The following is a 19,627-nucleotide window of genomic DNA, read 5'->3' on the forward strand; positions in this document are numbered from 1 at the left end:
CGGGGTCGTTCGCGGAATTCGCTGATACAGAGTGGATCAGGTCGGTCAAATCTGCTCCTCGTACTGGGGGCTGAACTGCTTGTTGGCGTCGCTATCCCCGGGCCTGCCCGCTTGGTGTGCGGGCCACCCGTCACGAAAGTTTCGGGCGCACCTTTCATCCTTACCGAAAAGGCTGCCCGGGGCATCCCTCCCGAGCAGGTACTGCCCGGTATTTCGCTGGACCACGGCCTGCCGCTCCCCCAGCGGCCCCTGCTGCCTCATTCATATCACTTCCCTATGGATTCCGAACCGAACGGAAGTCCCGGAGCAGCGCCGATCCACGCGTCCGCGGATTCGACTAAGTTCTGCAGGGGAAGCAACCGAGCGAGAGGGATCGGGGAACGATGAGGCTGCTGGACGTGCGCCGGCTCGGGCTGGTCTGTGCCACTGTCGCCGTGACCGCGGGCATGGTCGTGGCCGGCTGCGCCGAGCAGGTGCCCGGCACCGCGACCACCGACCCCGCCGAGGTCGCCGCCTACCAGACCTCCGCCGCCGCGTCCGCCTCGGCCGCCGCCGCGTCCAAGGCCGCCGCCGCGCAGACCAAGGCGATCAGCGACAACTGCACCCAGTTCCCCACCACCACCGGCGCGGGCGTCACCGCCTTCAACGAGTTCGTCACCGCGCACGACCGCAACGCCCCCGACTACGCCGACAAGCGCGAGGCCGCGGCTACCACCCTCGACAACGCCGCGACCAAGGTCGAGACCGGCGTCACCGCGGCGGCGGGGGCGCTGCCCGCCGATCTCGCCGAGAAGTTCACCGCCTATGTCGTGGCCGCGCGCGAGCTGTCCGCCGAGACCAGGAAGATGACCTACAGCTCCCAGGTGACCCGGCTCAACGACGCCAGCCGCAAGATCAACCAGGCCCGCACCGCGGTCCACGACGCCTGCCCGAGCCGCTGAATTCGCCCCGCCGACACGCGGCATACGGTCCCAATTCATCCGATCGGCTTGCGCTGCGGCCGATAACCATGTTCGCTTGCACGTATCTACTGTCGGCAGTTTAGGGAGGACACCACCGTGGTCGCCGCGGCGGACGCGCAGAACTACGCTCAGAAGCTTGGCATTTCTCACGGCTTGGTCGTTCAGGAATTGGGCTGGGACGAGGACACCGACGACGATTTGCGCGCCGAGATCGAGGAGGTCAGCGGCGGCGAGATGGTCGACGAGGACTCCGACGAGGTCGTGGACGCCGTCCTGTTGTGGTGGCGAGAAGGTGATGGCGATCTGGCCGACGAGCTGATGGACGCCATCGGCCCGCTGGCCGACGAAGGCTTCATCTGGGTCCTCACCCCCAAGACCGGTCAATCGGGCCATGTCGATCCGAGCGAGATCGCCGAAGCCGCGCCCACGGCCGGCCTGACCCAGACCTCGACCATCAGTCTCGGCAGCTGGACGGGCTCGCGCCTGGTCCAGCCGAAGGCACCGTCCAAACAGCGCTGAATCCGCCGTTCGCTAAGGTCTCAGCCGGACGAGAACGCTCGGCTGAGACCCGACACGACGGAGGATTCGCTGTATGCCGCTAGAGGTTGGCACTCTCGCGCCGGACTTCACGCTCAAGGACCAGAACAACCAGCCGGTCTCGCTGTCGGATTACCGCGGCAAGAAGAACGTCCTGCTGGTGTTCTATCCGCTCGCCTTCACCGGCATCTGCCAGGGTGAGCTGTGCAAGGTGCGTGACGAACTGCCCAAGTTCCAGAACGACGACGCCGAGATCCTCGCGATCTCCGTCGGCCCCCCGCCCACCCACAAGATCTGGGCCGCCGAACAGGGCTACCTGTTCCCCCTGCTGTCCGATTTCTGGCCGCACGGCGCGGTCACCCAGGCCTACGACGTCTTCAACGAGAAGTCCGGTTACCCCAACCGCGGCACCTTCGTCGTCGACAAGTCCGGCTACATCACTTTCGCCGAGATGAACGGGCCCGGAGAGGCCCGTGACCAGGCGGCTTGGGAGAAAGCGCTCGCCGCGCTAGATTCATAAACCGTCACCGCCGGTTCCCGCCGGCGGTGCCAGGGCGTATAGCTCAGCGGTAGAGCACTGGTTTTACACACCAGCGGTCGGGGGTTCGATCCCCTCTGCGCCCACCTGAGAAGATGCAGGTCACGTCAGAAGAGGCCACCTGGCGCGCAGCGGACTCAGCAGGCCGGATGCTGCTGGAGCACTGCGGGATTCACTCTCCATGGATACGCTGACACCCATGGGGGACCGGCCGTTCGAACGCATCGATCTGGGTGCGGTACTTCCCGGCCTTTCGGCTGAAGAGGCCGCCCGGATCGGTCGCGCCGCATCTCGCATCGACGAAATCCAGTCACCGTTGAGGCGATCTGGATGGGACTGGTTTCCGGACAACGTGCGGGCCGATCCGCCCCCGGATCGCGTTCAGCTGGTCATTTTCGGCACCGGGATCGTGAACGACGCTCCGGGGGACTGGCTCGAATACGAGTTGAGTGTGGTTCGCGAAGAACAGCCACGTATGAGTGTGGAGGTTCTGATCGGGGTTGCCTGCTGGTGCGAGCGCGAACACGGCACACACTACGTTCGCTCGCAGGCGTGGCTGGTCGGTACCGCCGCGTCGTTCACCGAGGCGTTCGAATCAGCGGCGGGCGTCCTCCTGTCCTGGATGGACGGTAACCGCAGTCCGTCCGAAGCGCGTGCTGCCGCCGGCCTGCCGAACGGTCCTGGCCTCCCCTGATCGACCGGTGAGCTCGGCGTACGACCATCCAGGTAGCTCGCAGGTCGGAGGGGTGCCCGGCCGGCTGTGTACCGGTCAGCCGGGGGTGTTCAGTACGGCGCCGACAGCTTCGACCATCAGGTCGGTGGTGCGCTGGAGGACATCGGTCAGGGGTTCGGTGAATTCGGTTGCCGCCCAGTGGTCGACGGCGGCGAGGTACCCCCAGGCAGCCTGGGCGGCGGCGTAGCGGATGGTCAGGTCGATGTCGTCGCGTCCGAGCCGCTGGGTCAGCAGGTGCTGGATCTGGTGCTCCAGGCGGTGGATCTGTTGCAGCTCGCCGGTGCGGACTTCGGGTTCGGACGTCATCAGTCGGACTCGGCGCCGGATACGTTGCTCTTCACCCGAATGCGCAAGGGCCGCAATGACCATCGGCGCGACGGCGGTGACCGCGGCCAGTAGCTCGGCCGTCGTGACGACGTCGGTGCCTGCGGTCAGCAGGGTGAGGGCCTGGGTGTCGACGTGGTCCCAGACAACCAGTTGTTCCTTGGTGCCGAAGTAGCGGTAGATCGTGCTCGCCGAGACCCCAGCCGCTGCGGCGACCTGCTCCACCGACACCTTGCGGTAGCCGTCGGACTCAAACAATCCCAGGGCGACGTCCTGGATTTCCAGCATCGCCTGAATCTTGCGGCGCTCGAGCAGGCCGGGCGGTTGCGATTGACGGACGGGATCGGGCACCCCGAAACGATACGCGAGCCCATTGCCGACGACTGACAGTGACTTGCACAACTTCCTAAAGCGGCGCTAGTCTCTGAAAGTCACTTTCAGGCAGCAAGTGGCATTCAGCACGGTGGGACGAACTCCGGACTACCGACAGTGCGAGGCGGGAGCCAGGGTGGGCAGAAACTCCACAGTCAGCGTCGAATCCGTGAGCCGACCGGAGCCGATACGGCACGATGTCGTCGTCGACGGGCGCCGAGTCGCTTACGTGCAGGCCGGTGCCGGTGAACGCGTGTGTGTCCTCATCCATGGACTGGGCGGGTGCCGGCGGCACTGGGCCGCGACGATCCCGGCGCTGGCGCGCACGCACCGCGTCCTCGCGGTCGACCTGCCGGGATTCGGCGATTCGGAGAAGCCGCAGGTGTCGAGCATGGGTAACGCCGTGGCGGTGGTCGACGCACTGCGGGAACGGTGCGGGGTCGAGCGGATCGATGTGGTCGGGCATTCGATGGGCACTCTGGTGGCGTGCGAGGTCGCGGCCAGACTTCCCCACACGGTGGACCGAATCGTGTTGGCCGGTGGCCCGATCACCTCGGTGCTGGCACTGTTCGACGCGCCGATCACCACCCTGCGCCGCGACCCCGGGCTGGTGAACTTCCTGGTCGAAGCGGCGACCGCGGGGCTACCGCTGCCGTCCTCGATCCAGGAACTGATCGTCCGAACCCCGTGGGCGCGAAAACTGGCGCTGGCGCCGTATGTTCCGCGTCCGGACGACATCTCCCAGGAGACGTTCGGCCACTTCCTCGCCGGTGTGGGCGGTCCAGGCACCCTGTCGACGTTGCGACAGGGATTCGGTTACGACTTCACCTCCTCGCTGACACTCACCCGTCCGACACTGCTGATCGGCGGCGAGCTCGACCGGATCGCCCCCGCGGCCGACCTGCGAGGCTTCGCCGCCGACAACCCGGCGGTGCAGCAGGTGGAAATCCTCTCCGGTGCCGGACACCTGCCGATGCTCGAAAAGCCCGACGAATTCAATCTGCTCGTCACCGAATTCCTCTCTACCGACACAGAATCCAGGTGAACTCATGACCACGATCCCCACCCGCATCGCCGCCGATCTGCACCGACTCGTCGAATCGGAAGATCTCGGCTCGTCCTTCTTCGCCGCGGCCGCCGATCATGCCTCGTCCGCCCGCCGCCGCGCCGGCTGGCAAGCCCTGCACGAGTTGGAGATCCGGACCCAGGCCGGCGTCAGCGCCTTCCTCGAGCGCGCCGATCTGGCTATTCCATCGACCAATGCCATGGCCGACACCCTCGGCCGCATCGGTGGCAGCGGTTTGCACCTGATGCCCTACGGGCTGCAACTGCGCGCGGTCCGCGAAACGACCACCCGCTACCTGCCCGCCTTTCATCGCCTTGCCCGCCACTACGAAAACACCGCCGAGGCAGCGTTTTTCGACTACGTCGTCCGTCACGAACTGGCCATCATCGAGTTCACCAGCCACGCCCTCGCCGACGCTCCCACCTGCATCGACCCCGTCCTGCGCCTGCTCGACCACCCGGTCCCTCTCAACTGAACCGGCATGAGAACGACGAACGGCGCCGGAACCATGAGATTCCGGCGCCCTTCGCGGTTCGAACGATGTGACTCGGCCGGATAGTGGCCGTGACCTCAGTCGTTGGAGTAGAAAGGAAACCGGGCGAAGAGCCTGCGCGGTCTTACACACCAGCGGTCGGGGGTTCGCTGCGCCTATCCACAGCGTTATCTGGTCCGTGCCGATCGGCTCCCACGAGAAGGATGCACCGTGCGCACTGTCTACGTCGTCACGCATCCGGAAGCGACGCATCACGTCGACCGTCTGGTGGGCGGCTGGTACGACTCCGCACTCACCCCCGCCGGGTTGCGGGACGCGGAAGCGATCGCCGCCGCCGTCCGCGCGCGGATTCCCGAGGACACCGAGGTCGAGCTGTACTCCTCGGATCTTCGGCGGACCGTCCAGACCGCCGATGCCATCGCCGCGCGACTGGGAGTCGTTGCGACACTGGACGACCGGCTGCGCGAGAAGTCCTACGGCGACGCCGGTGGCCGCCCCCAGCGCTGGCTCGACGACCGCTTCCGCCCACCCCCACCCGTCGGCGACCGCATGACCCACGACGAGGGCATCCCCGGCGCCGAAACCAAAGCCGCGCTCGCCCACCGCATCTACCCCGCCCTCGACGACATCCTCCGCAGCGACTGCCGCCACCAGATCATCGTCACCCACGGCGGCGCACTGACTTTCGTCATCGCCGCCTGGATCCGCATGCCCCTCGACGCCGCCGACTACGCCCACTTCCACGCCACCTCCGGCGGCATCACCGAACTCCGCGAAGACGACTACTTCCACAACCGCCAACTCCACACCCTCAACGACACCAGCCACCTCGGCTCTCGCTGAACAGGTCGTCGTAGCTGCCTGCCAGCAGGGTGCCCCACGGTGATTTCGTGGGGCACGCTGCGTCAGCCGTGAACTACACGCGGTCGGCGACGGTCAGGGTGCAGACGCCGTCTTCGCAGGTGCGCTGGAGTTTTCCTCGGGAGAGGGTTTGCATCAGGCCGATGGCCCAGCAGGTCGGGCAGCCGCGCAGAGCGAACAGGCCGACGGGCAGGAGCAGGAGGCTGAGCAGGCCGGTGAGGGGGATGAGGGCGACGGAGCCGGTCAGGGCGAGGAAGCCCAGGGCGCCGCGCAGTAGGTGGATGGGGAGGGATGAGCTCGCGTAGTCGGGGGCGTCAGGTGTCATCGTGTTCTCCTGGAACCGGGTCGGTGTGCAGGGTGTCGCGCACGGCAGCGCGGGCACGGTGCAGGCGGGATTTCATCGCGGCGGTGCTGAGGCCGAGGGTGTCGGCGACCATGCGGCCGCTGTAGCCCTGGATGTCGCGCATGATCAGCACGCGGCGCTGGTCGACGGGCAGGGCGGCGACCGCGGCCGCGACCCTGCCCGCTTCGAGGCGCTGCAAGACCTCGTCCTCGGCCGACGCGGCCGCCGCGATCGGCGGCACCGGCGGGCGATCCCGCAGGCCGAGCCGCGCGCGCCGCAGGCACTCGTTGCGCACGATGCGGAACATCCACGACGCGAGCGCCCCGGAGGCCCGCAGCATCCCGATCTTGCGATACAGGATGATCAGCGCCTCCTGCGCCGCGTCCTCCGCGTCTTCCGGTGTGGCGCACAGCGATCGGGCGAAGCGCTGGATGGTGGGGTGCGAGCCCGACACCAGCGCGGCGATCGAATCGACATCACCACCCTGCGCGGCGACGATCAGCTGATGATCGGGCCAGCTCGCCTCAGCCACGTCCGGCTCGTTTGCGCCGCACGACGACCATGCACGTGCACAGCGCCATCAGCCCGACGACGATTCCGATTCCGATGAGCACAGCAACCTCCGTTTCCGTTCCCGACATTGTCGTCGGGACATGGATAAGAGGCACCGGCCGCGGAAAAGGGTTCAGACACCCGATCGCGGGGGTCGGCGAGCGGTGACGATCCACGCGCGCGAGTCGAAGTACACGCCGTCACCGGTGTGATGCGCGTCGAGCAGTGCCCGCAGCCGCGCCCGCGCCGCCTCGGCGCCCGCGGGCCCCAGACCGGCGATGATGTCGCGGAACTCCACCAGCCGCAGCACATTGTCGAAGGCGGCGGCGCTGTCCCTGCCGTAGTAGACCGGTTCGTCGACCTCGGTGAAGGCGATATCGGTGAATCCGGCGGCCGCCAGGATGCCTTCGGTGACGGCCGGATCGGCGAGCGCGAATGCCCCGGGACCGTCCCCGGCGATCGCCGCCTCCGTCGTGAGGGTCTCACGGATCACCGAGGTCCACTCGTTGCGCTCGCGGCCCTGCCACACCAGCAGCACCAGCCGCCCCGAGGGGCGCAGCGCGCGACCGATATTGGTGAACGCGGCCACCGGGTCGGCGAAGAACATCGAGCCGAATCTGCTGATGCCCACGTCGAAGTACCCCGGCGGGAACGGATGCGTCTGAGCGTCCGCCAGCTGAAAACTCACATTGGCCAGGCCCTCGTCGGCGCTGAGCCGCCGGGCGTGCGCGAGCATCCGCTCCGACACGTCGACGCCGACCACGGTGCCCTCCGCGGCGGCACGCGCAGCTTCCCGCGTGGTCTGCCCGGCGCCGCACCCGATATCGAGCACCCGGTCGTGGACGCGTACCCGCGCCGCGGCCCGGAAATGGGCATTGTGCAGGCGCAGCTCGGCGTCGTAGTCGAACACCTCGGCAGGCTTGTCCTCTGGTTCTGTCACCGGATCCCCTCAACGCTCGACCGGACATCGCACAGGACGCCGTGCGCCCGATCCGCCGTCACCGGCGCGACCGCCACCGAGTCCCCCCGCTCCAGCGTAGAGCGTCGGATCGGCAGCGCGAACAGGCTCGTGTTCGGCGCGCCACAGGTCGAGGAAGAGATTCCGTCGTTGTCGACGACGCGGTGGCCGGATCGCCCGACCACCGCATCTATTCACTAAGGCGTCGAGTAGCCGATGAGGGCGCCGATGCCCGCACCGATCGGAATGGTGATCAGCGCGCCGACACCACCGAGGAAGAACCCGAGGACCGCGCCGATACCGGCGCCGACCAGGGCCCCGATGCCCGCGTTGTGCTGCTTGCGGGCGAGGGTGTCGCTCGCTTCGTCGACGAAGGTCGCCAGGTTGTCGGTGACGAAGGCGGGCGCGGCGACCGGCCGTAAGGTGACCGACTGCCCGTCGGCGGCGATCCCCGCGGCCAGCTCGACATCGCCCGCGCCGGTGACGATGCGGGTCGGCACGGCCGCCACCACCCGCCCGGACCGGTCGGAGAGGGTGACGACGCCCCCGGCGAGCCGGAACGTGCCGTCGGCTACGGCGGCGGTGAGTCCGGAGCCGTCGGCGAGCGGACTCGCCGTGAACGCCACTCCCCCTTCGACGCCCTGGACGGTCGGAACTGTTGCTGCTGGTCCGGCGTGCGCGGTGGTGGCCGCGAGGCCGAGAGCCCCTGCCGCGAGAACGGCGACGGTGCCGAATCGTCGTGCGCTGGAACTCGTTCGAGACGAGAAAAACATCTTGCCCCTCCAGTCTGCCCGCCGAGATCGGCGGAACATCCTCTGCTGGACCGGATCTCGATCCGCGCACATTTTCGCATCGTTAACGATCAAGGGAAACCCCACCAGCGGTGATACCGGAAAAACATCACCGGATCCGCGCGAATTCAGGTGAGGTTGTGTTCGTAGGCGAAGGCGGCCGCCGCCGTCCGCGAGCCGACCTCGAGCTTGGTGAAGATATTCGACAGATGCCTGGCGACGGTCTTCTCGCTGACCACCAGCTCCCCCGCGATCTGCGGATTGCTGCGCCCCGCCGCCACCAGCCGCAGCACCTCGACCTCGCGCGCGGTCAGCCCGCCGGGCAGGGCGGGCGTGAGCAATCCCGCCACCTCGTCGGCGGCCGGAGTGGCGCCGAGCCGCGCGAAGATCCGCTGCGCGGCGGCGAATTCCATCCGGGCCGAGTCCTCGTCGGCGAGCGCCCGCAGCGCGCGCCCGAGATCGGCGCGGCAGCGGGCGGTCTCGTACGGCGCGTCGAGCGCCGACCACAGCCGGACCGCGCGGCGCAGTTCGCCGACCGCGCCGACCGGGTCACCGTTCACCGCCGCCACGCAGCCGGCCGCGTGCGCGGCCGCCGCCCGCAACGCGGTGCAGCCGAATCCCTCGGCCAGCGCCGACAATTCGGTACTCAGCGCGCTCGCCTCGGCCAACTCCCCTGAGGTGAGCAGAATGTCGACCGCGGCGGGCAGCACCCGGGAGCGATGCACGGGATCGGGTGTCTCGGCCACCAGCCGCCGCACAGTGGCCACGGCGGCGGCGGTGCGACCACGGGCCGCCCAGAGCAGCGCCAGTCCTGGCTGGGGATCATGGCCGTATCCGACGGCCTCGGCGTAGGCGTCACCGGCTTCGGGGAACGCGCCCCGCAGGCGCAGCACGTCACCGCGCTCCGCCAGCGCGAGACCGGCGGGCGCGACGGTCCCGGCCGCGAGATAGCGCCCGAGCGCCGACTCGTATTCCTCCAGCGCGGCGTCGTAGGCGCCGTGCACTCGCATCAGCTGTCCGCGATGCACCGCGCACTGCCCGGTGAACAGCACCAGACCCGGTTGATCGGCACACCAGGTGGTCAGGGCCAGCGTCCACTGCTCCATTCTCGCGAAATCGGAGATCTCCTGACACGCCTCGACCAGCGAGCAGTAGATCTCGCCCGCGAACAGCGTCGACACCTCCCCCGCCGCGACCGCCGCCATCGCCTCGTCGAGCAGGGCGAGTCCTTCGCGCACCCGGCCCGCGTAGAGGGCGACCCGGCCCTGGACCGACAGGCCCATCGCGATCAGCTCCGGGACCTCGAAGCGGCGCCCGTAGTCGGTGACGCGGTCCGCGCAGGCCTCCAGCTCACCGAATTCGCCCGCGGCCAGATGCCGGTGCAGCACGGCCACCCACACGTAGCCGTGCTCGACGACCTCGCCGGGGACCTCCGCCAGCAGCCGCTGCGCCCGGGCCACCCAGCCGCTGCCGACCGCGGCTTCCCCGCTGTTCAGCAGGGTCATCGCCAGCCAGAACGCGCAGCGCGCCGCCGCGGTGACCGCGCCCGCGTCCAGGTGCAGCTGGTACGCGCGCTGCATGGCCTGGATGCTGTCGTTGGTCCGCCCGGTGAGGTGGGCCGCGGTGGCGAGGCGGGCGAAGTCCTCGGCCCGGAGCAGGTCGGCGTCGGTCCCGGACAGCGCCTCGAAGGCGGCCACCCATTCCCGGCGCTCGTAGGCCTCCCGAGCTCGCAGCAAGCTGTCGACCACGCTCATCGCACATCACCCTGTCTAGGAGGATACGCGCAGGTCACAGCGATTGTCGGTGGTCAGGCCGCGGCTACGTCCGGTGCGATGTCACGCGAGCGGGCCACGATCCGGCGGGCGAGGTACTCGGCATCGCGGCCGACGCCGGGGAAGACCATCGAGGAGAACGCGTACTGGAAGCTCAATCCGCAGAAGAACAGCCCTGGCGCGTCGTCGACGACCCCGCGATATTCTCGCGGCCAGCCGTTCTCGTCGAAGACCGGCAGGTCGATCCAGTCGAACACCTGCCGGAATCCCGTGGCCCACACGATGTTCCGGACGTCGAGCAGCGTGCCGTCGTCGAGCTCGGGCCGCCCGTCGCGCACCCCGCGCACCCGCTGGGTGATCCGCTCGACGCCGCGCTCGGCGAGATCGGCCCGCTTGACCCGCAGCATGGGTCCACCGTGGAAACGCACCTCGCGCAGCTGTTTCCGGCCGATCGGCGTGCGCCGGGTGACGATGTGCCGCCAGGCGAACACCAGGATCGGCAGCGCGACCCGGATCGCCCGCGAGTCCCAGCGCAGCGGAATCTGCCCGCAGTCGCGACCGCACAGGATCGTCGGGTGGGTGCGGGCGAGTTCGTAGGCGATATCGGTGCCCGAATGCGAGGCACCGACCACCAGCACCGGCCCGTCGCCGAGCTGGGCGGGACCGCGATACCGGCTCGAATGCAGTTGGGTGATCGACGGATCCAGCTCCGCCGCGAAGTCCGGCACGTGCGGCGTGCGGCCGAAGGTGCCCGTCGCGACGACGACATTGTCACAGCGGATGACGTCGTCGCCGAGGTGGGCCAGGTAGCCGCCGCCCGGCCGCGCGGTGAGCCGGTCGACCCCGGTCCGCATCCGCACCGGCAGATCCCAGTGCAGGGCGTATTGCTCGAGATAGGCGGCCACCTCGTCCTTGCCGGGATAGCTCCAGCGGTCGGCCGCCGGGAACGGCAGGCCGGGCAGGCCGTCGTACTTGGCCGGGGTGTAGAGGCGCAGCGAGTCGTAGTGCCGTCGCCAGTTGTCGCCGATGCGCTCGCCGCGATCGACGATCAGGAACGGTTGTCCCGCCCTTCGCAGCGCACTACCGGTCGACAAACCGGCTTGACCTGCGCCGATGATCAGTGTGTCGATGTATTGGATGGTCATGACGGCCTCCTGGCTCCTGGGTTCACGTCCTGGATTCCGACGCTAGGGAGCGAGCCGTCACCGCCGCATCGGACGGATCACCCATTCGCCGCCGTCGCGGTCTGGGTCGATTCGCGTAGTCGGCTCAGGCCAGAGTTTTCGAGTCGACGCTGACGAGGTCGTATCGACGGCTGGAGTGGTCGGCGGGCGGGTTGTCGACCGGGCTGACCCGGACGGTCAGCTCGTAGGCGTAGCCGGGCTCGTAGGTGAACCCGGTGATGCCCTCGTAGAACAGCTGCCAGCGCTCGTCGGGCGCGTACCGGATCTGCAGGCAGCGCATGGGCGCGACGCCGACGCAGTCGACCTGCTCGGGCGCGACGAGCATCCGGACCGTCTCGTCGTGCGGCGCGGGCTGGTCATCGGCCGGACTCGCACAGCCGAGGACAACGACGGCGAGCGCCGCGCCGAGCGGGAGGAGTCGTCGCATCATGCTGTCCTTCGGCCGTCGAGAGGAACCGATCGCTTACCCCGCCAGAGTAGCTGACCGGTAGCCATCACCCCGGTAGCCATCCTCGACCTGCGGTCACGGAGTCGAAAATTGCTACGTGCCGCCGACGAATTCCGTTGGCAGAATGGGGACCTCATCGAGTAGTACCGGAGGGAAATACATGACCATCCTGGTAACCGGGGCCACCGCGAACATCGGCCGCAAGGTCGTCGACCACCTGCTCGCCGCGGGACACACCGAGGTCCGCGCGCTCACCACCGATCCGCGCAAGGCCGCGCTGCCCGCCGGCGTGGAGGTGTTCGAGGGCTATCTGCGCCGCCCGGCGACGCTGCCCGCGGCGTTCGACGGCGTGGAGCGGGTGTACCTGGCGCCCACCCCCGACACGGTGGCCGAGGTGCTCGCGCTGGCCCGCGCGGCGGGGGTGAAGCACGTCGTCGATCTGTCGGGGGAACCGGAGAGCTGGTGGGGCACGGTGAGCACGGCCGTCGAGGACAGCGGGCTGGCCTGGACCCACCTGTGGCCCGCCGACTTCATGGAGAACACGCTCACCTGGTCGCAGCAGATCCGCGACACCGCCACCATCCGCGAGCCGTACCCCGACACCGCGACCGCGCCCATCGCCATGGACGACATCGCCGCCGTCGCCGCCACCGCCCTGCTCTCCGACACCCATCAGGGCCGCGCCTACCCGCTGGCGGGCCCCGAAATCCTCAGCCGCACCGCCCTCGTCGCCCACCTCGCCACCGCCCTCGGGCGCGAGCTGGCCTTCCGGCAGTCCTCCCGCGAGGAAACCATCGCCGCCCTCACGCCCACCATGGGCGACAACGCCGTCTGGTACGTCGACAACGTCCTCACCGACTACGCCCCTGACCCCGGCACCCTCCCCATCACCAGCGTCCAGGACATCACCGGCCGCCCCGCCACCACTTTCGCCGAGTGGGCCGCCACCAACGCCTCCCGCTTCCTCGCTCCCTGACGTCGCCGCGCCGGCGGGCCGCCCGGCCTTCACTGTGGTCGCTTGCCACGGCCGTCCGCGATCGGCGGATCGAATTCGCATTGCGCGCGTGCGGATCGGTGGACGACCATCGGGGTGTGGACACCGAACATCCCCCAGCACTGCCGCCAGGGATCGTGCCGCCCGATCGAGTGCTGGTCGGGGACCTGGTGATCCGGCGGTGGCAGGCCGAGGATCTGGCAGCCAAGTTCGCCGCGATCAACGCGTCGTTCGAGCAGCTGCACCACTGGATGGAGTGGGCGGCCGAGCCGCCGGACTTCGACGATGTAGCCGCGAACCACGCGACGCTCTCGGCATGGCCCACACCGGACGGCGGATACAACTACGGCGTCTTCGATCGCGCGAACACCCTCCTCGGAGTCGTCGGCCTGCACGATCGCGTCGGCCCGGCCACCCTCGAAATCGGCTACTGGTGCCACACCGAACACGTCGGCCGCGGCGTGATCACCCGCGCCGCCGGCGCCCTGACCACCATCGCCCTGACCCTCCCCGGCATCCACCGCATCGCAATCCATTGCGACGCGGCCAACCTCCGCAGCGCCGCGGTAGCCCGCCGCCTCGGCTACCGCCTCGCGAGCACCGGCCCCCGAGCCATCTCCACCCCCGGCGAATCGGGCCGCGGCATGCTCTGGGTCATGGACCGCCCCGCGCAACGCGGCCCTACAGTGGCCGGGTGAGCGATGCGACGCGTTCCGGCGCGGTGACCGGGCGGCCGAACAGCGGCCTGGGGTGGGCCGTGGCCACCGCCGCGGCGTCAGCGGTGGTGACCGTGCTGGTGGTCGCGGCGATCGGCGGCGCGGTGAGCACCGGAATCGCGGTCGCGGTCCACGCGCCCGACCGGTTGACGGTCCTCGCCACCGCGGGCGTCTATCTCTGGATGGTGGTCGTGCCGGCGGCGATCGGAGCCGGCGTCACGGTCGGAATCGGCCTTTCCGCAGCGGCATTGGCCGATTCCGCCATCGCGGGCCGGAGTCCACGCGCGTTCCTCGGCCGGTGCGGCGCCGCCGGAATCGCGGGCGCCGCCGTGCTGTGGCCCTTCGCCGCGCTGTCCGGTGTCGTCGCGGCGACCTGGACTGCCCGGCTCGCGGACGGCGCCACCGTCGACAGCGCTTCACGGATCATCATGCGAGTCCTGCGCTCGGTCGACGACTGGTCGTTCGGCTACACCCTGCTGACGGCCGTCCTCGGTGTGCTCGCCCCGATCCTCCTCCGTCGGCGAACCGGCGCGAACAACGGTCGAATCCTCGCCGCCACCACCGCCGTTCTGGCGGTGTGCGCGCTGGTGTTCACCGCCCACGCGACCTACCTCAACCGTCCGGTCGCCCCGGCATCCACCGAATCCCTTCCCGCCGTTCGGAACTGACGGGGCTCGCGAGTCGGTCAGGCGCGGCCGAGCCACTCCTTCACCAGTTTGGTGCCGTCGGTCTTGCACATCGCCTGCACGATCTTGTAGTTGCTCGGGTTGACGAGCGTCTTGTATCCGAGCTGGTCGGCCAGGGCGGGCAGGGTCGATTTCTGGGTGGGATCGTCGAGGGCCAGGAACTGGGCGCAGGTCATGGTGGTCAGGTCCCCCGTGGGGACCGGTGCGCCGGATGTGGTCGGCTTGGTCGATGATGGCGCGGTCGATGATGCCGGGGTCGCCGTCCCCGCCGTGTCACCGGAACATCCCGTCAGTGCCAGTACGGCGCCGACGAGCACGATCGACCACCCGAATTTCCCGCCCCCACGTGTCATACCGACGAAGGTAGCAGCGCCACGGCCGGCGCGCGGATCGAGCGGTCAGCCGACGTCGCGGCGCAGCCAGGTGACTTCGGCGCCGACGCAGTCGGTGCCCTGGCGGTAGGCCTCGAGGTCCTCGTCCCACGCGGTCCCCAGGGCACGGTCGATCTCGGCGGACAGGTCGTAGGTGCCGTGGCCGCCGAGTTCCCTGGCGGCCTGGAGTAAGGCGCGTAATCGCATCTCGCCGAGCATCACATCGCCGTTGGCGCCGGTGGAGCCGTGCCACAGGCCCAGGGCCGGGACGAAGCTGTAGCGCTCGCCGTCGACGCCCTCGCTGGGATCCTCGGTGACCTCGAAGCGCAGAACCGGCCAGGCGCGCAATGATTGGGCAATCCGCGATGCCGTGCCGACGGGACCGATCCAATCGCTGCTGGCGCGCAGTTGTCCGTCGGCGGGTTGCGCGGTCCAGCGCAATTTCGCGGGGGCGGAGAGCGCGGTGGACAGTGCCCATTCGACGTGCGGGCACAACGCGGCGGGCGATGAGTGGATGTAGACCACACCCGCCGTCGCATCAGCGAACTGACTCGATGCGCGCACTACACAACACCTCCAGCCTCGACAAGGAGCGTCTTCCCCAACGACCCGTCGGACTGGCGTGGCCCGAGTGTACTGAAGTGTTCGGTGGTACGGGTGTTACTTCACAGCGTGTTGTGTGTCTCTGCGATCACGGAATCGCTGAATTTCGGCCACGCCGCTCGAGCCCAGTCGCCGAAATTCTCGTCGCTCAGCGCGATCGTCGCCACTCCTATTTCCGGGTCGACCCACAGGAACGTGCCGGACTGCCCGAAGTGCCCGTAGGTCCGCCCGGAATTGGCGGATCCGGTCCAGTGCGGGGATTTCCCGCCGCGGATTTCGAATCCCAATCCCCAGTCGTTGGGGCGCTGGGAGCCGAATCCGGGCAGGACTCCGTCGCGGCCGGGGAATTGCACCGAGGTCGCGTCGGCGAGGGTTTGCTCGGATATCAATCGAGGTGTCAGCAACTCGACGGCGAATCGAATCAGGTCGTCGACGGAGGCCTTCGCCGCGTGCCCGGCGGAACCGTCGAGGACCGCGGTGCGCATACCGATCGGTTCGAATACCGCCTCGCGCAGATAGTGCGGGAAGGCGATACCGGTATTCGCGGTGAGGAAATCGGCGAGCAGTTCGAAGCCCGCGCTGGAATAGATGCGCCGGGCGCCGGGCGCGGCGATGACGTCGGGGGTGGCGAAGGCGACGCCGGAGGTGTGGGCGAGCAGATGCCGCACGGTCGATCCGGGCGGACCGGCGGGCTGATCGAGCTCGACCGCGCCCTCCTCGATCGCGACGAGCGTGGCGTAGGCGACGAGGGGCTTGGTGACCGAGGCCAGCCGGAACACCCGCGCGGTGTCGCCGGTGGTCGACACGCCGCCCGCGGTGACGACCGCGGCGGCGGCGTTGGCGACCGGCCAGTGCTGGATCTGCTCGAACGAACGCATATCGGCAGCGTACGAGACGCCGCTACGATCGAGTCACCATGAGTCCCGCACCATCGATCCACGGCGACGTGGCGGCCGGTTTCGGCCCCGTCGCCGACGCCTTCCGCCGCAACTTCACCGAGCACGGGGAGATCGGCGCCGCCGTGGCCGTCTACGCAGGTGGCGAGCCTGTGGTCGACCTGTGGGCAGGCCATCGCGACCGCCGACGCGAGGTGCCGTGGGAGCGCGACACCATCGTCCCGGTGTTCTCCTCCTCGAAGGGGATGTCGGCGTTCACGATCGCCACCGCCGTCTCGCGCGGCCTGCTCGACTACGAGCAGCCGGTGGCGAAGTACTGGCCGGAGTTCGCCGCCAACGGCAAGGACACGATCACCGTCCGGCAGCTGATCGACCATCAGGCCGGGCTGTCCGGGCTGGACCGGATCGTGAAACTGCGCGAGCTCGCCGATCGCGACGCCCTCGGCACGCTGCTGGCCGAGCAGAAGCCGGCGTGGCGGCCGGGCACCCGGCACGGCTATCACGCGCTGACCCTCGGCCTCTATCAGAGCGAGCTGCTGCGCCGCGTCGATCCGGCGGGCCGCAGCCTCGGCCGGTTCTTCGCCGAGGAGATCGCCGCCCCGGTCGAGGCCGATCTGTTCATCGGGCTGCCCGGGTCCGAGCCGATGGAGCGGGTCGCCGAGCTGTCGGCGACGAAGGGCCTCGACATCCTGCGCTACGAACTCGCCGACATCCCGGTGCGGATCGGCGCCGAGGTCTACGCCAAGCGGGGGCTCTCCTACGCGGCGCTGACCAATCCGCGCCCCGGCGCGCCCGCCCGCGCCGCCCGCCGGGAATTCCTGGAGATCGAGTGGCCGGGCATGAACGGCGTCGGCAACGCCCGCGCGCTGGCCCGGGTCTACGGCGCGGCGGCCGGGCGCACCGGCGCGCTGCCGATCAGCGACACCGTGCTCGATCTCTTGGCCGCGGCCGACACCGCCGACGACGTGCCCGCCGATGACCTGGTGCTGCACACCAAGAGCCGCTACCACCTCGGTTTCCGCAAGTCGCGCGGCAGTTTCCGCTTCGGCTCGGACAAACGCGCCTACGGCACCACCGGCCTCGGCGGCTCGTTCGGCTTCGGCGACCCGACGACGGGCCTCGGCTTCGGCTACAGCATGAACCGCCTCGGCATGGCGATCCTCGACGACGTCCGCAGCCGCAATCTGCGCGAGGCCGTCCTGCGCTGCGCCGGCTGACCTCGGCGCGCATCGGTGGTAGGTCCCGCCGATGCGCGCCGTCGGTCGATCAGTGTCCGGCGACGCCGCTGATCTCGTTCGGCGCCGCCGCCAAGGTGACGGTGGCCGTGACCTTTCCGTCCGCCAGGTCGACGCGATGCACCTGCTTGGCCGCCGGGTCGGAGACGTAGGCGATGCCGCCGCGAACGAACAGCGCGGGCCGCGCGTCCTGCCAGTCGAGCGGTTCCTGCCAGCTGCCGAGCACCGGAATGGTCCGGGTGACGGTGCCCGCGACCGGGTCGACGACGTGGATCTTGCCGTCGGTGCCCAGCACCAGCGCTTCGCCCTGCGGGCCGCGACCCAGGGAGCGGAAGGTGTAGCTGGTGCCGATGTCGACCAGGCGCAGGGTGCCGTCGGCGGTGTTCACCAGCGAGATCCGCTGCGGCCGTTCCAGTTCGGCGTCCTTGTCGACCTTGTAGTCGCCGAGCACGATCGGCGAGTCCGCGCTGCCGGACATATTGCCGATCCGGCCGTACGCATCCGGGCTGGCGACCTTGGTGAACTTCCCGTCGCGATAGACCACGGCACCGGTCTGGCAGCCGATCACCACCGCCTCGTCCTTCGCGGTCGCCTCACCGTGCACGCCGGGGCAGTCCTCGTTCCTGGCGAGTTCCTTACGATCCTGATCGAGCGCGACCGCGCCGACCCGCTTGTCCTCGGTGCCCAGGGTCACCACGAGCTGCCGGTTGCTCAGCTCGATCGCGACACCGTGGTGCGGTGCGGCCGCACGGTAGACCTCGGTCTTCGGCGTGCCGTGCGCGAGCTGCGCGGAGTCGAAGACGGTGACCTCGCCCGATCCGTCGGCGAACAGCACGGTCTTGCCCGCGTGCCGCACGACGTGGCCGGGCTTGCGCGCGGGGAACTCGGTGCCGGTGAATTCCCGGTCGTAGGCGTCGAAGACGCGGAACCCGTCCTTGGTCGACACCATGAGGTGGTCGTCGTCACCCGCCGGGTTGAGCCGGTTGTAGCCGTCGAGCTTCACCTCGCCCTGCTGGGCCAGCGTGGCGCCGTCGAGGACGTAGATGCCGCCGTTGTAGGTGAGCGCGATCGGCTCCGCGCCCGGCGTGTGCTCGTGGTCGTGCGCGGCGTCGTCCGTGCCGCAGCCACTGAGCGCGACCACCGAGGCGAAGACCCCGGACAGGGCCACCAGCGTGGTGGTCCGTGACCGACTGTGCATGTGCTGCTCCATTTCTCCTGCGTGAACTACGTTGTCGGCCCGGCCAGCCCGCGGGCGATGGCCTCGGTGTTGGCGCGGGCCATCTCGAGATAGGTGGCCGCGCCGCCGCCGGGCGCGGTGAGCGATTCGGTGTGCAGGCCGATCACCCGCACCGTCAGACCGGTGTGCTCGGCGAGGACGCGCGAGAGCCGGTCGGGCTGGGCGGAATCGGCGAAGATCGCGCTCACGCCCGCGGCCCGGATGGCGGCGGCGAGCCCGTCGAGATCGGCGGCGCTGGGCGAGGCCAGGGTGGTGCCGCTGGGGATCACCGCGCCGATCACCCGGAAGCCGAATCGCTGTGCGAGATAACCGAAGACGTGATGGTCGGTGACCAGCTGCCTGCGGTCGGCGGGGATCGCCGCGAACCGGTCGGTCATCCACCGGTCGAGCTGATCGATCTCGGCGAGGTAGCGCTCGGTATTCGCGCGCACCGCCGCGCCGTCGACGCCGTCCACCCGCGCGAGGACTTCCGCGCTGATCGCTTCGACGGCCGTGCGGACCCGCCGCGGGTCGGTCCAGAAGTGCGGATCGGGCTTGCCCGCCGACTCGTCGGCGGTGTACGCGATCGGGTCGACCCGTTCGGCCACCGCCAGCGTGGGCACGCCCGCCGCGGCCGCCGCCTGCACGTGCCGCGCGACGCCCTCTTCGAGGCCGAGCCCGTTGTGCACGACCAGCGCCGACCGTTCGATCTCAGCCGCCTGCCGGGCCGAGATCGCGAACGAGTGCGGGTCGGCCCCGGCCTGCATGAGCACGGTGACCGGCACGGTGTCACCGACGACCGCCTTGGTCAGATCGCCGAGGATATTGGTCGTCACGACGATCCCGGAGCGATCGCTGTCGGCCGAACAGGCGCTGATCAGCGACATCAGCACGGCCACGCTCAGCGCGGAGATCATCGCGGCGGGCCACGACCTCCGCCTGTGTCGGCGACGGCTCCGAGCCGACATCAGGATCC

24 protein-coding genes and 1 tRNA gene are annotated in these 19,627 nt (G+C 69.4%); 12 read left to right on the plus strand and 13 right to left on the minus strand.

Annotated features, from left to right (window positions below; translation table 11 throughout):
- The first annotated feature begins 383 nt into the window (after positions 1-383).
- The 5 genes from ACFYWJ_RS28605 (at position 384) to ACFYWJ_RS28625 (ending at position 2,731) form a co-directional block, all read left to right on the plus strand.
- Positions 384-941, plus strand: coding sequence for a hypothetical protein (locus tag ACFYWJ_RS28605; protein ID WP_355279054.1), 558 nt, complete (start codon positions 384-386; stop codon positions 939-941).
- A gap of 117 nt (positions 942-1,058) precedes the next feature.
- Entirely contained in the window at positions 1,059-1,481 is a 423-nt protein-coding gene (locus ACFYWJ_RS28610; protein WP_189033190.1) for a DUF3052 domain-containing protein, read from the plus strand.
- Between the two features lie 73 nt (positions 1,482-1,554).
- Complete coding sequence (locus tag ACFYWJ_RS28615; RefSeq protein ID WP_218718893.1) at positions 1,555-2,019, plus strand: peroxiredoxin; 465 nt, start codon at positions 1,555-1,557, stop codon at positions 2,017-2,019.
- Positions 2,020-2,051: 32 nt separating this feature from the next.
- Positions 2,052-2,123, plus strand: a tRNA-Val gene (locus ACFYWJ_RS28620).
- A 95-nt stretch (positions 2,124-2,218) separates the two neighbouring features.
- The gene (locus ACFYWJ_RS28625) at positions 2,219-2,731 is read left to right on the plus strand and encodes a hypothetical protein (RefSeq protein WP_355279051.1); all 513 of its coding nucleotides are present in this window, start codon (positions 2,219-2,221) and stop codon (positions 2,729-2,731) included.
- A gap of 75 nt (positions 2,732-2,806) precedes the next feature.
- Here ACFYWJ_RS28625 and ACFYWJ_RS28630 read toward each other — a convergent pair whose 3' ends face one another.
- Complete coding sequence (locus ACFYWJ_RS28630; protein WP_355279050.1) at positions 2,807-3,445, minus strand: TetR family transcriptional regulator; 639 nt, start codon at positions 3,443-3,445, stop codon at positions 2,807-2,809.
- 190 nt (positions 3,446-3,635) lie between these two features.
- On the opposite strand from ACFYWJ_RS28630, the gene ACFYWJ_RS28635 reads away from it, so the two are divergent.
- The 3 genes from ACFYWJ_RS28635 (at position 3,636) to ACFYWJ_RS28645 (ending at position 5,868) form a co-directional block, all read left to right on the plus strand.
- On the plus strand, positions 3,636-4,511 hold the full coding sequence (locus tag ACFYWJ_RS28635; protein ID WP_355279048.1) for an alpha/beta hydrolase: 876 nt from the start codon (positions 3,636-3,638) through the stop codon (positions 4,509-4,511).
- A 4-nt stretch (positions 4,512-4,515) separates the two neighbouring features.
- Positions 4,516-5,007 carry a hypothetical protein gene (locus ACFYWJ_RS28640; protein WP_355279045.1) on the plus strand — a complete coding sequence of 164 codons (492 nt, stop codon included), beginning with the start codon at positions 4,516-4,518 and terminating at the stop codon, positions 5,005-5,007.
- Positions 5,008-5,235: 228 nt separating this feature from the next.
- Entirely contained in the window at positions 5,236-5,868 is a 633-nt protein-coding gene (locus ACFYWJ_RS28645; RefSeq protein ID WP_355279042.1) for a histidine phosphatase family protein, read from the plus strand.
- A 73-nt stretch (positions 5,869-5,941) separates the two neighbouring features.
- Here the strand turns inward: ACFYWJ_RS28645 and ACFYWJ_RS28650 are convergent, their stop codons facing one another.
- The 7 genes from ACFYWJ_RS28650 to ACFYWJ_RS28680 all read right to left on the minus strand — a co-directional run bounded on the left by ACFYWJ_RS28650 (position 5,942) and on the right by ACFYWJ_RS28680 (position 11,913).
- Positions 5,942-6,211 (minus strand): hypothetical protein, encoded by a 270-nt coding sequence (locus ACFYWJ_RS28650; RefSeq protein ID WP_355279040.1) that lies wholly within the window; start codon positions 6,209-6,211, stop codon positions 5,942-5,944.
- On the minus strand, positions 6,201-6,761 hold the full coding sequence (locus tag ACFYWJ_RS28655; protein WP_355279037.1) for an RNA polymerase sigma factor: 561 nt from the start codon (positions 6,759-6,761) through the stop codon (positions 6,201-6,203). Before ACFYWJ_RS28655 ends, ACFYWJ_RS28650 begins: the two co-directional genes overlap by 11 nt.
- 153 nt (positions 6,762-6,914) lie before the next feature.
- The gene (locus tag ACFYWJ_RS28660) at positions 6,915-7,721 is read right to left on the minus strand and encodes a methyltransferase domain-containing protein (RefSeq protein WP_355279035.1); all 807 of its coding nucleotides are present in this window, start codon (positions 7,719-7,721) and stop codon (positions 6,915-6,917) included.
- Positions 7,722-7,936: 215 nt separating this feature from the next.
- Positions 7,937-8,512, minus strand: a complete 576-nt coding sequence (locus tag ACFYWJ_RS28665; protein WP_355279032.1) for a hypothetical protein — start codon at positions 8,510-8,512, stop codon at positions 7,937-7,939.
- 146 nt (positions 8,513-8,658) lie between these two features.
- Positions 8,659-10,284, minus strand: a complete 1,626-nt coding sequence (locus ACFYWJ_RS28670) for a response regulator transcription factor (protein ID WP_355279029.1) — start codon at positions 10,282-10,284, stop codon at positions 8,659-8,661.
- Between the two features lie 53 nt (positions 10,285-10,337).
- A complete protein-coding gene (locus tag ACFYWJ_RS28675) occupies positions 10,338-11,447 on the minus strand; it encodes an NAD(P)/FAD-dependent oxidoreductase (RefSeq protein WP_355279027.1) in 1,110 nt (369 codons plus the stop codon).
- 124 nt (positions 11,448-11,571) lie between these two features.
- A complete protein-coding gene (locus ACFYWJ_RS28680) occupies positions 11,572-11,913 on the minus strand; it encodes a DUF4377 domain-containing protein (RefSeq protein WP_355279024.1) in 342 nt (113 codons plus the stop codon).
- A gap of 181 nt (positions 11,914-12,094) precedes the next feature.
- Between ACFYWJ_RS28680 and ACFYWJ_RS28685 the strand changes: the two genes are divergently transcribed.
- The 3 genes from ACFYWJ_RS28685 to ACFYWJ_RS28695 all read left to right on the plus strand — a co-directional run bounded on the left by ACFYWJ_RS28685 (position 12,095) and on the right by ACFYWJ_RS28695 (position 14,312).
- Complete coding sequence (locus tag ACFYWJ_RS28685) at positions 12,095-12,910, plus strand: NAD(P)H-binding protein (protein ID WP_355279021.1); 816 nt, start codon at positions 12,095-12,097, stop codon at positions 12,908-12,910.
- A gap of 116 nt (positions 12,911-13,026) precedes the next feature.
- Positions 13,027-13,626 carry a GNAT family N-acetyltransferase gene (locus tag ACFYWJ_RS28690; protein ID WP_355279019.1) on the plus strand — a complete coding sequence of 200 codons (600 nt, stop codon included), beginning with the start codon at positions 13,027-13,029 and terminating at the stop codon, positions 13,624-13,626.
- Positions 13,623-14,312 carry a hypothetical protein gene (locus ACFYWJ_RS28695; protein ID WP_355279017.1) on the plus strand — a complete coding sequence of 230 codons (690 nt, stop codon included), beginning with the start codon at positions 13,623-13,625 and terminating at the stop codon, positions 14,310-14,312. Before ACFYWJ_RS28690 ends, ACFYWJ_RS28695 begins: the two co-directional genes overlap by 4 nt.
- A 17-nt stretch (positions 14,313-14,329) precedes the next feature.
- On the opposite strand, the gene ACFYWJ_RS28700 is transcribed toward ACFYWJ_RS28695, so the two are convergent.
- The 3 genes from ACFYWJ_RS28700 to ACFYWJ_RS28710 all read right to left on the minus strand — a co-directional run bounded on the left by ACFYWJ_RS28700 (position 14,330) and on the right by ACFYWJ_RS28710 (position 16,182).
- Positions 14,330-14,683, minus strand: a complete 354-nt coding sequence (locus ACFYWJ_RS28700; RefSeq protein WP_355279014.1) for a hypothetical protein — start codon at positions 14,681-14,683, stop codon at positions 14,330-14,332.
- A 45-nt stretch (positions 14,684-14,728) separates the two neighbouring features.
- Positions 14,729-15,265 (minus strand): DUF3145 domain-containing protein, encoded by a 537-nt coding sequence (locus ACFYWJ_RS28705; protein WP_355279011.1) that lies wholly within the window; start codon positions 15,263-15,265, stop codon positions 14,729-14,731.
- Positions 15,266-15,366: 101 nt separating this feature from the next.
- Positions 15,367-16,182 (minus strand): serine hydrolase domain-containing protein, encoded by an 816-nt coding sequence (locus tag ACFYWJ_RS28710; RefSeq protein WP_355279008.1) that lies wholly within the window; start codon positions 16,180-16,182, stop codon positions 15,367-15,369.
- A gap of 38 nt (positions 16,183-16,220) precedes the next feature.
- On the opposite strand from ACFYWJ_RS28710, the gene ACFYWJ_RS28715 reads away from it, so the two are divergent.
- Positions 16,221-17,417 carry a serine hydrolase domain-containing protein gene (locus tag ACFYWJ_RS28715; RefSeq protein ID WP_355279005.1) on the plus strand — a complete coding sequence of 399 codons (1,197 nt, stop codon included), beginning with the start codon at positions 16,221-16,223 and terminating at the stop codon, positions 17,415-17,417.
- A 49-nt stretch (positions 17,418-17,466) separates the two neighbouring features.
- Here the strand turns inward: ACFYWJ_RS28715 and aztD are convergent, their stop codons facing one another.
- Both aztD and aztC read right to left on the minus strand, forming a co-directional pair.
- Entirely contained in the window at positions 17,467-18,633 is a 1,167-nt protein-coding gene (gene aztD / locus ACFYWJ_RS28720) for a zinc metallochaperone AztD (RefSeq protein ID WP_355279002.1), read from the minus strand.
- 26 nt (positions 18,634-18,659) lie between these two features.
- Complete coding sequence (gene aztC, locus ACFYWJ_RS28725) at positions 18,660-19,568, minus strand: zinc ABC transporter substrate-binding protein AztC (protein WP_355278999.1); 909 nt, start codon at positions 19,566-19,568, stop codon at positions 18,660-18,662.
- Positions 19,569-19,627: the final 59 nt, after the last annotated feature.

It is taken from the genome of Nocardia sp. NPDC003269, from assembly GCF_042888005.1.
GTDB lineage: Bacteria > Actinomycetota > Actinomycetes > Mycobacteriales > Mycobacteriaceae > Nocardia.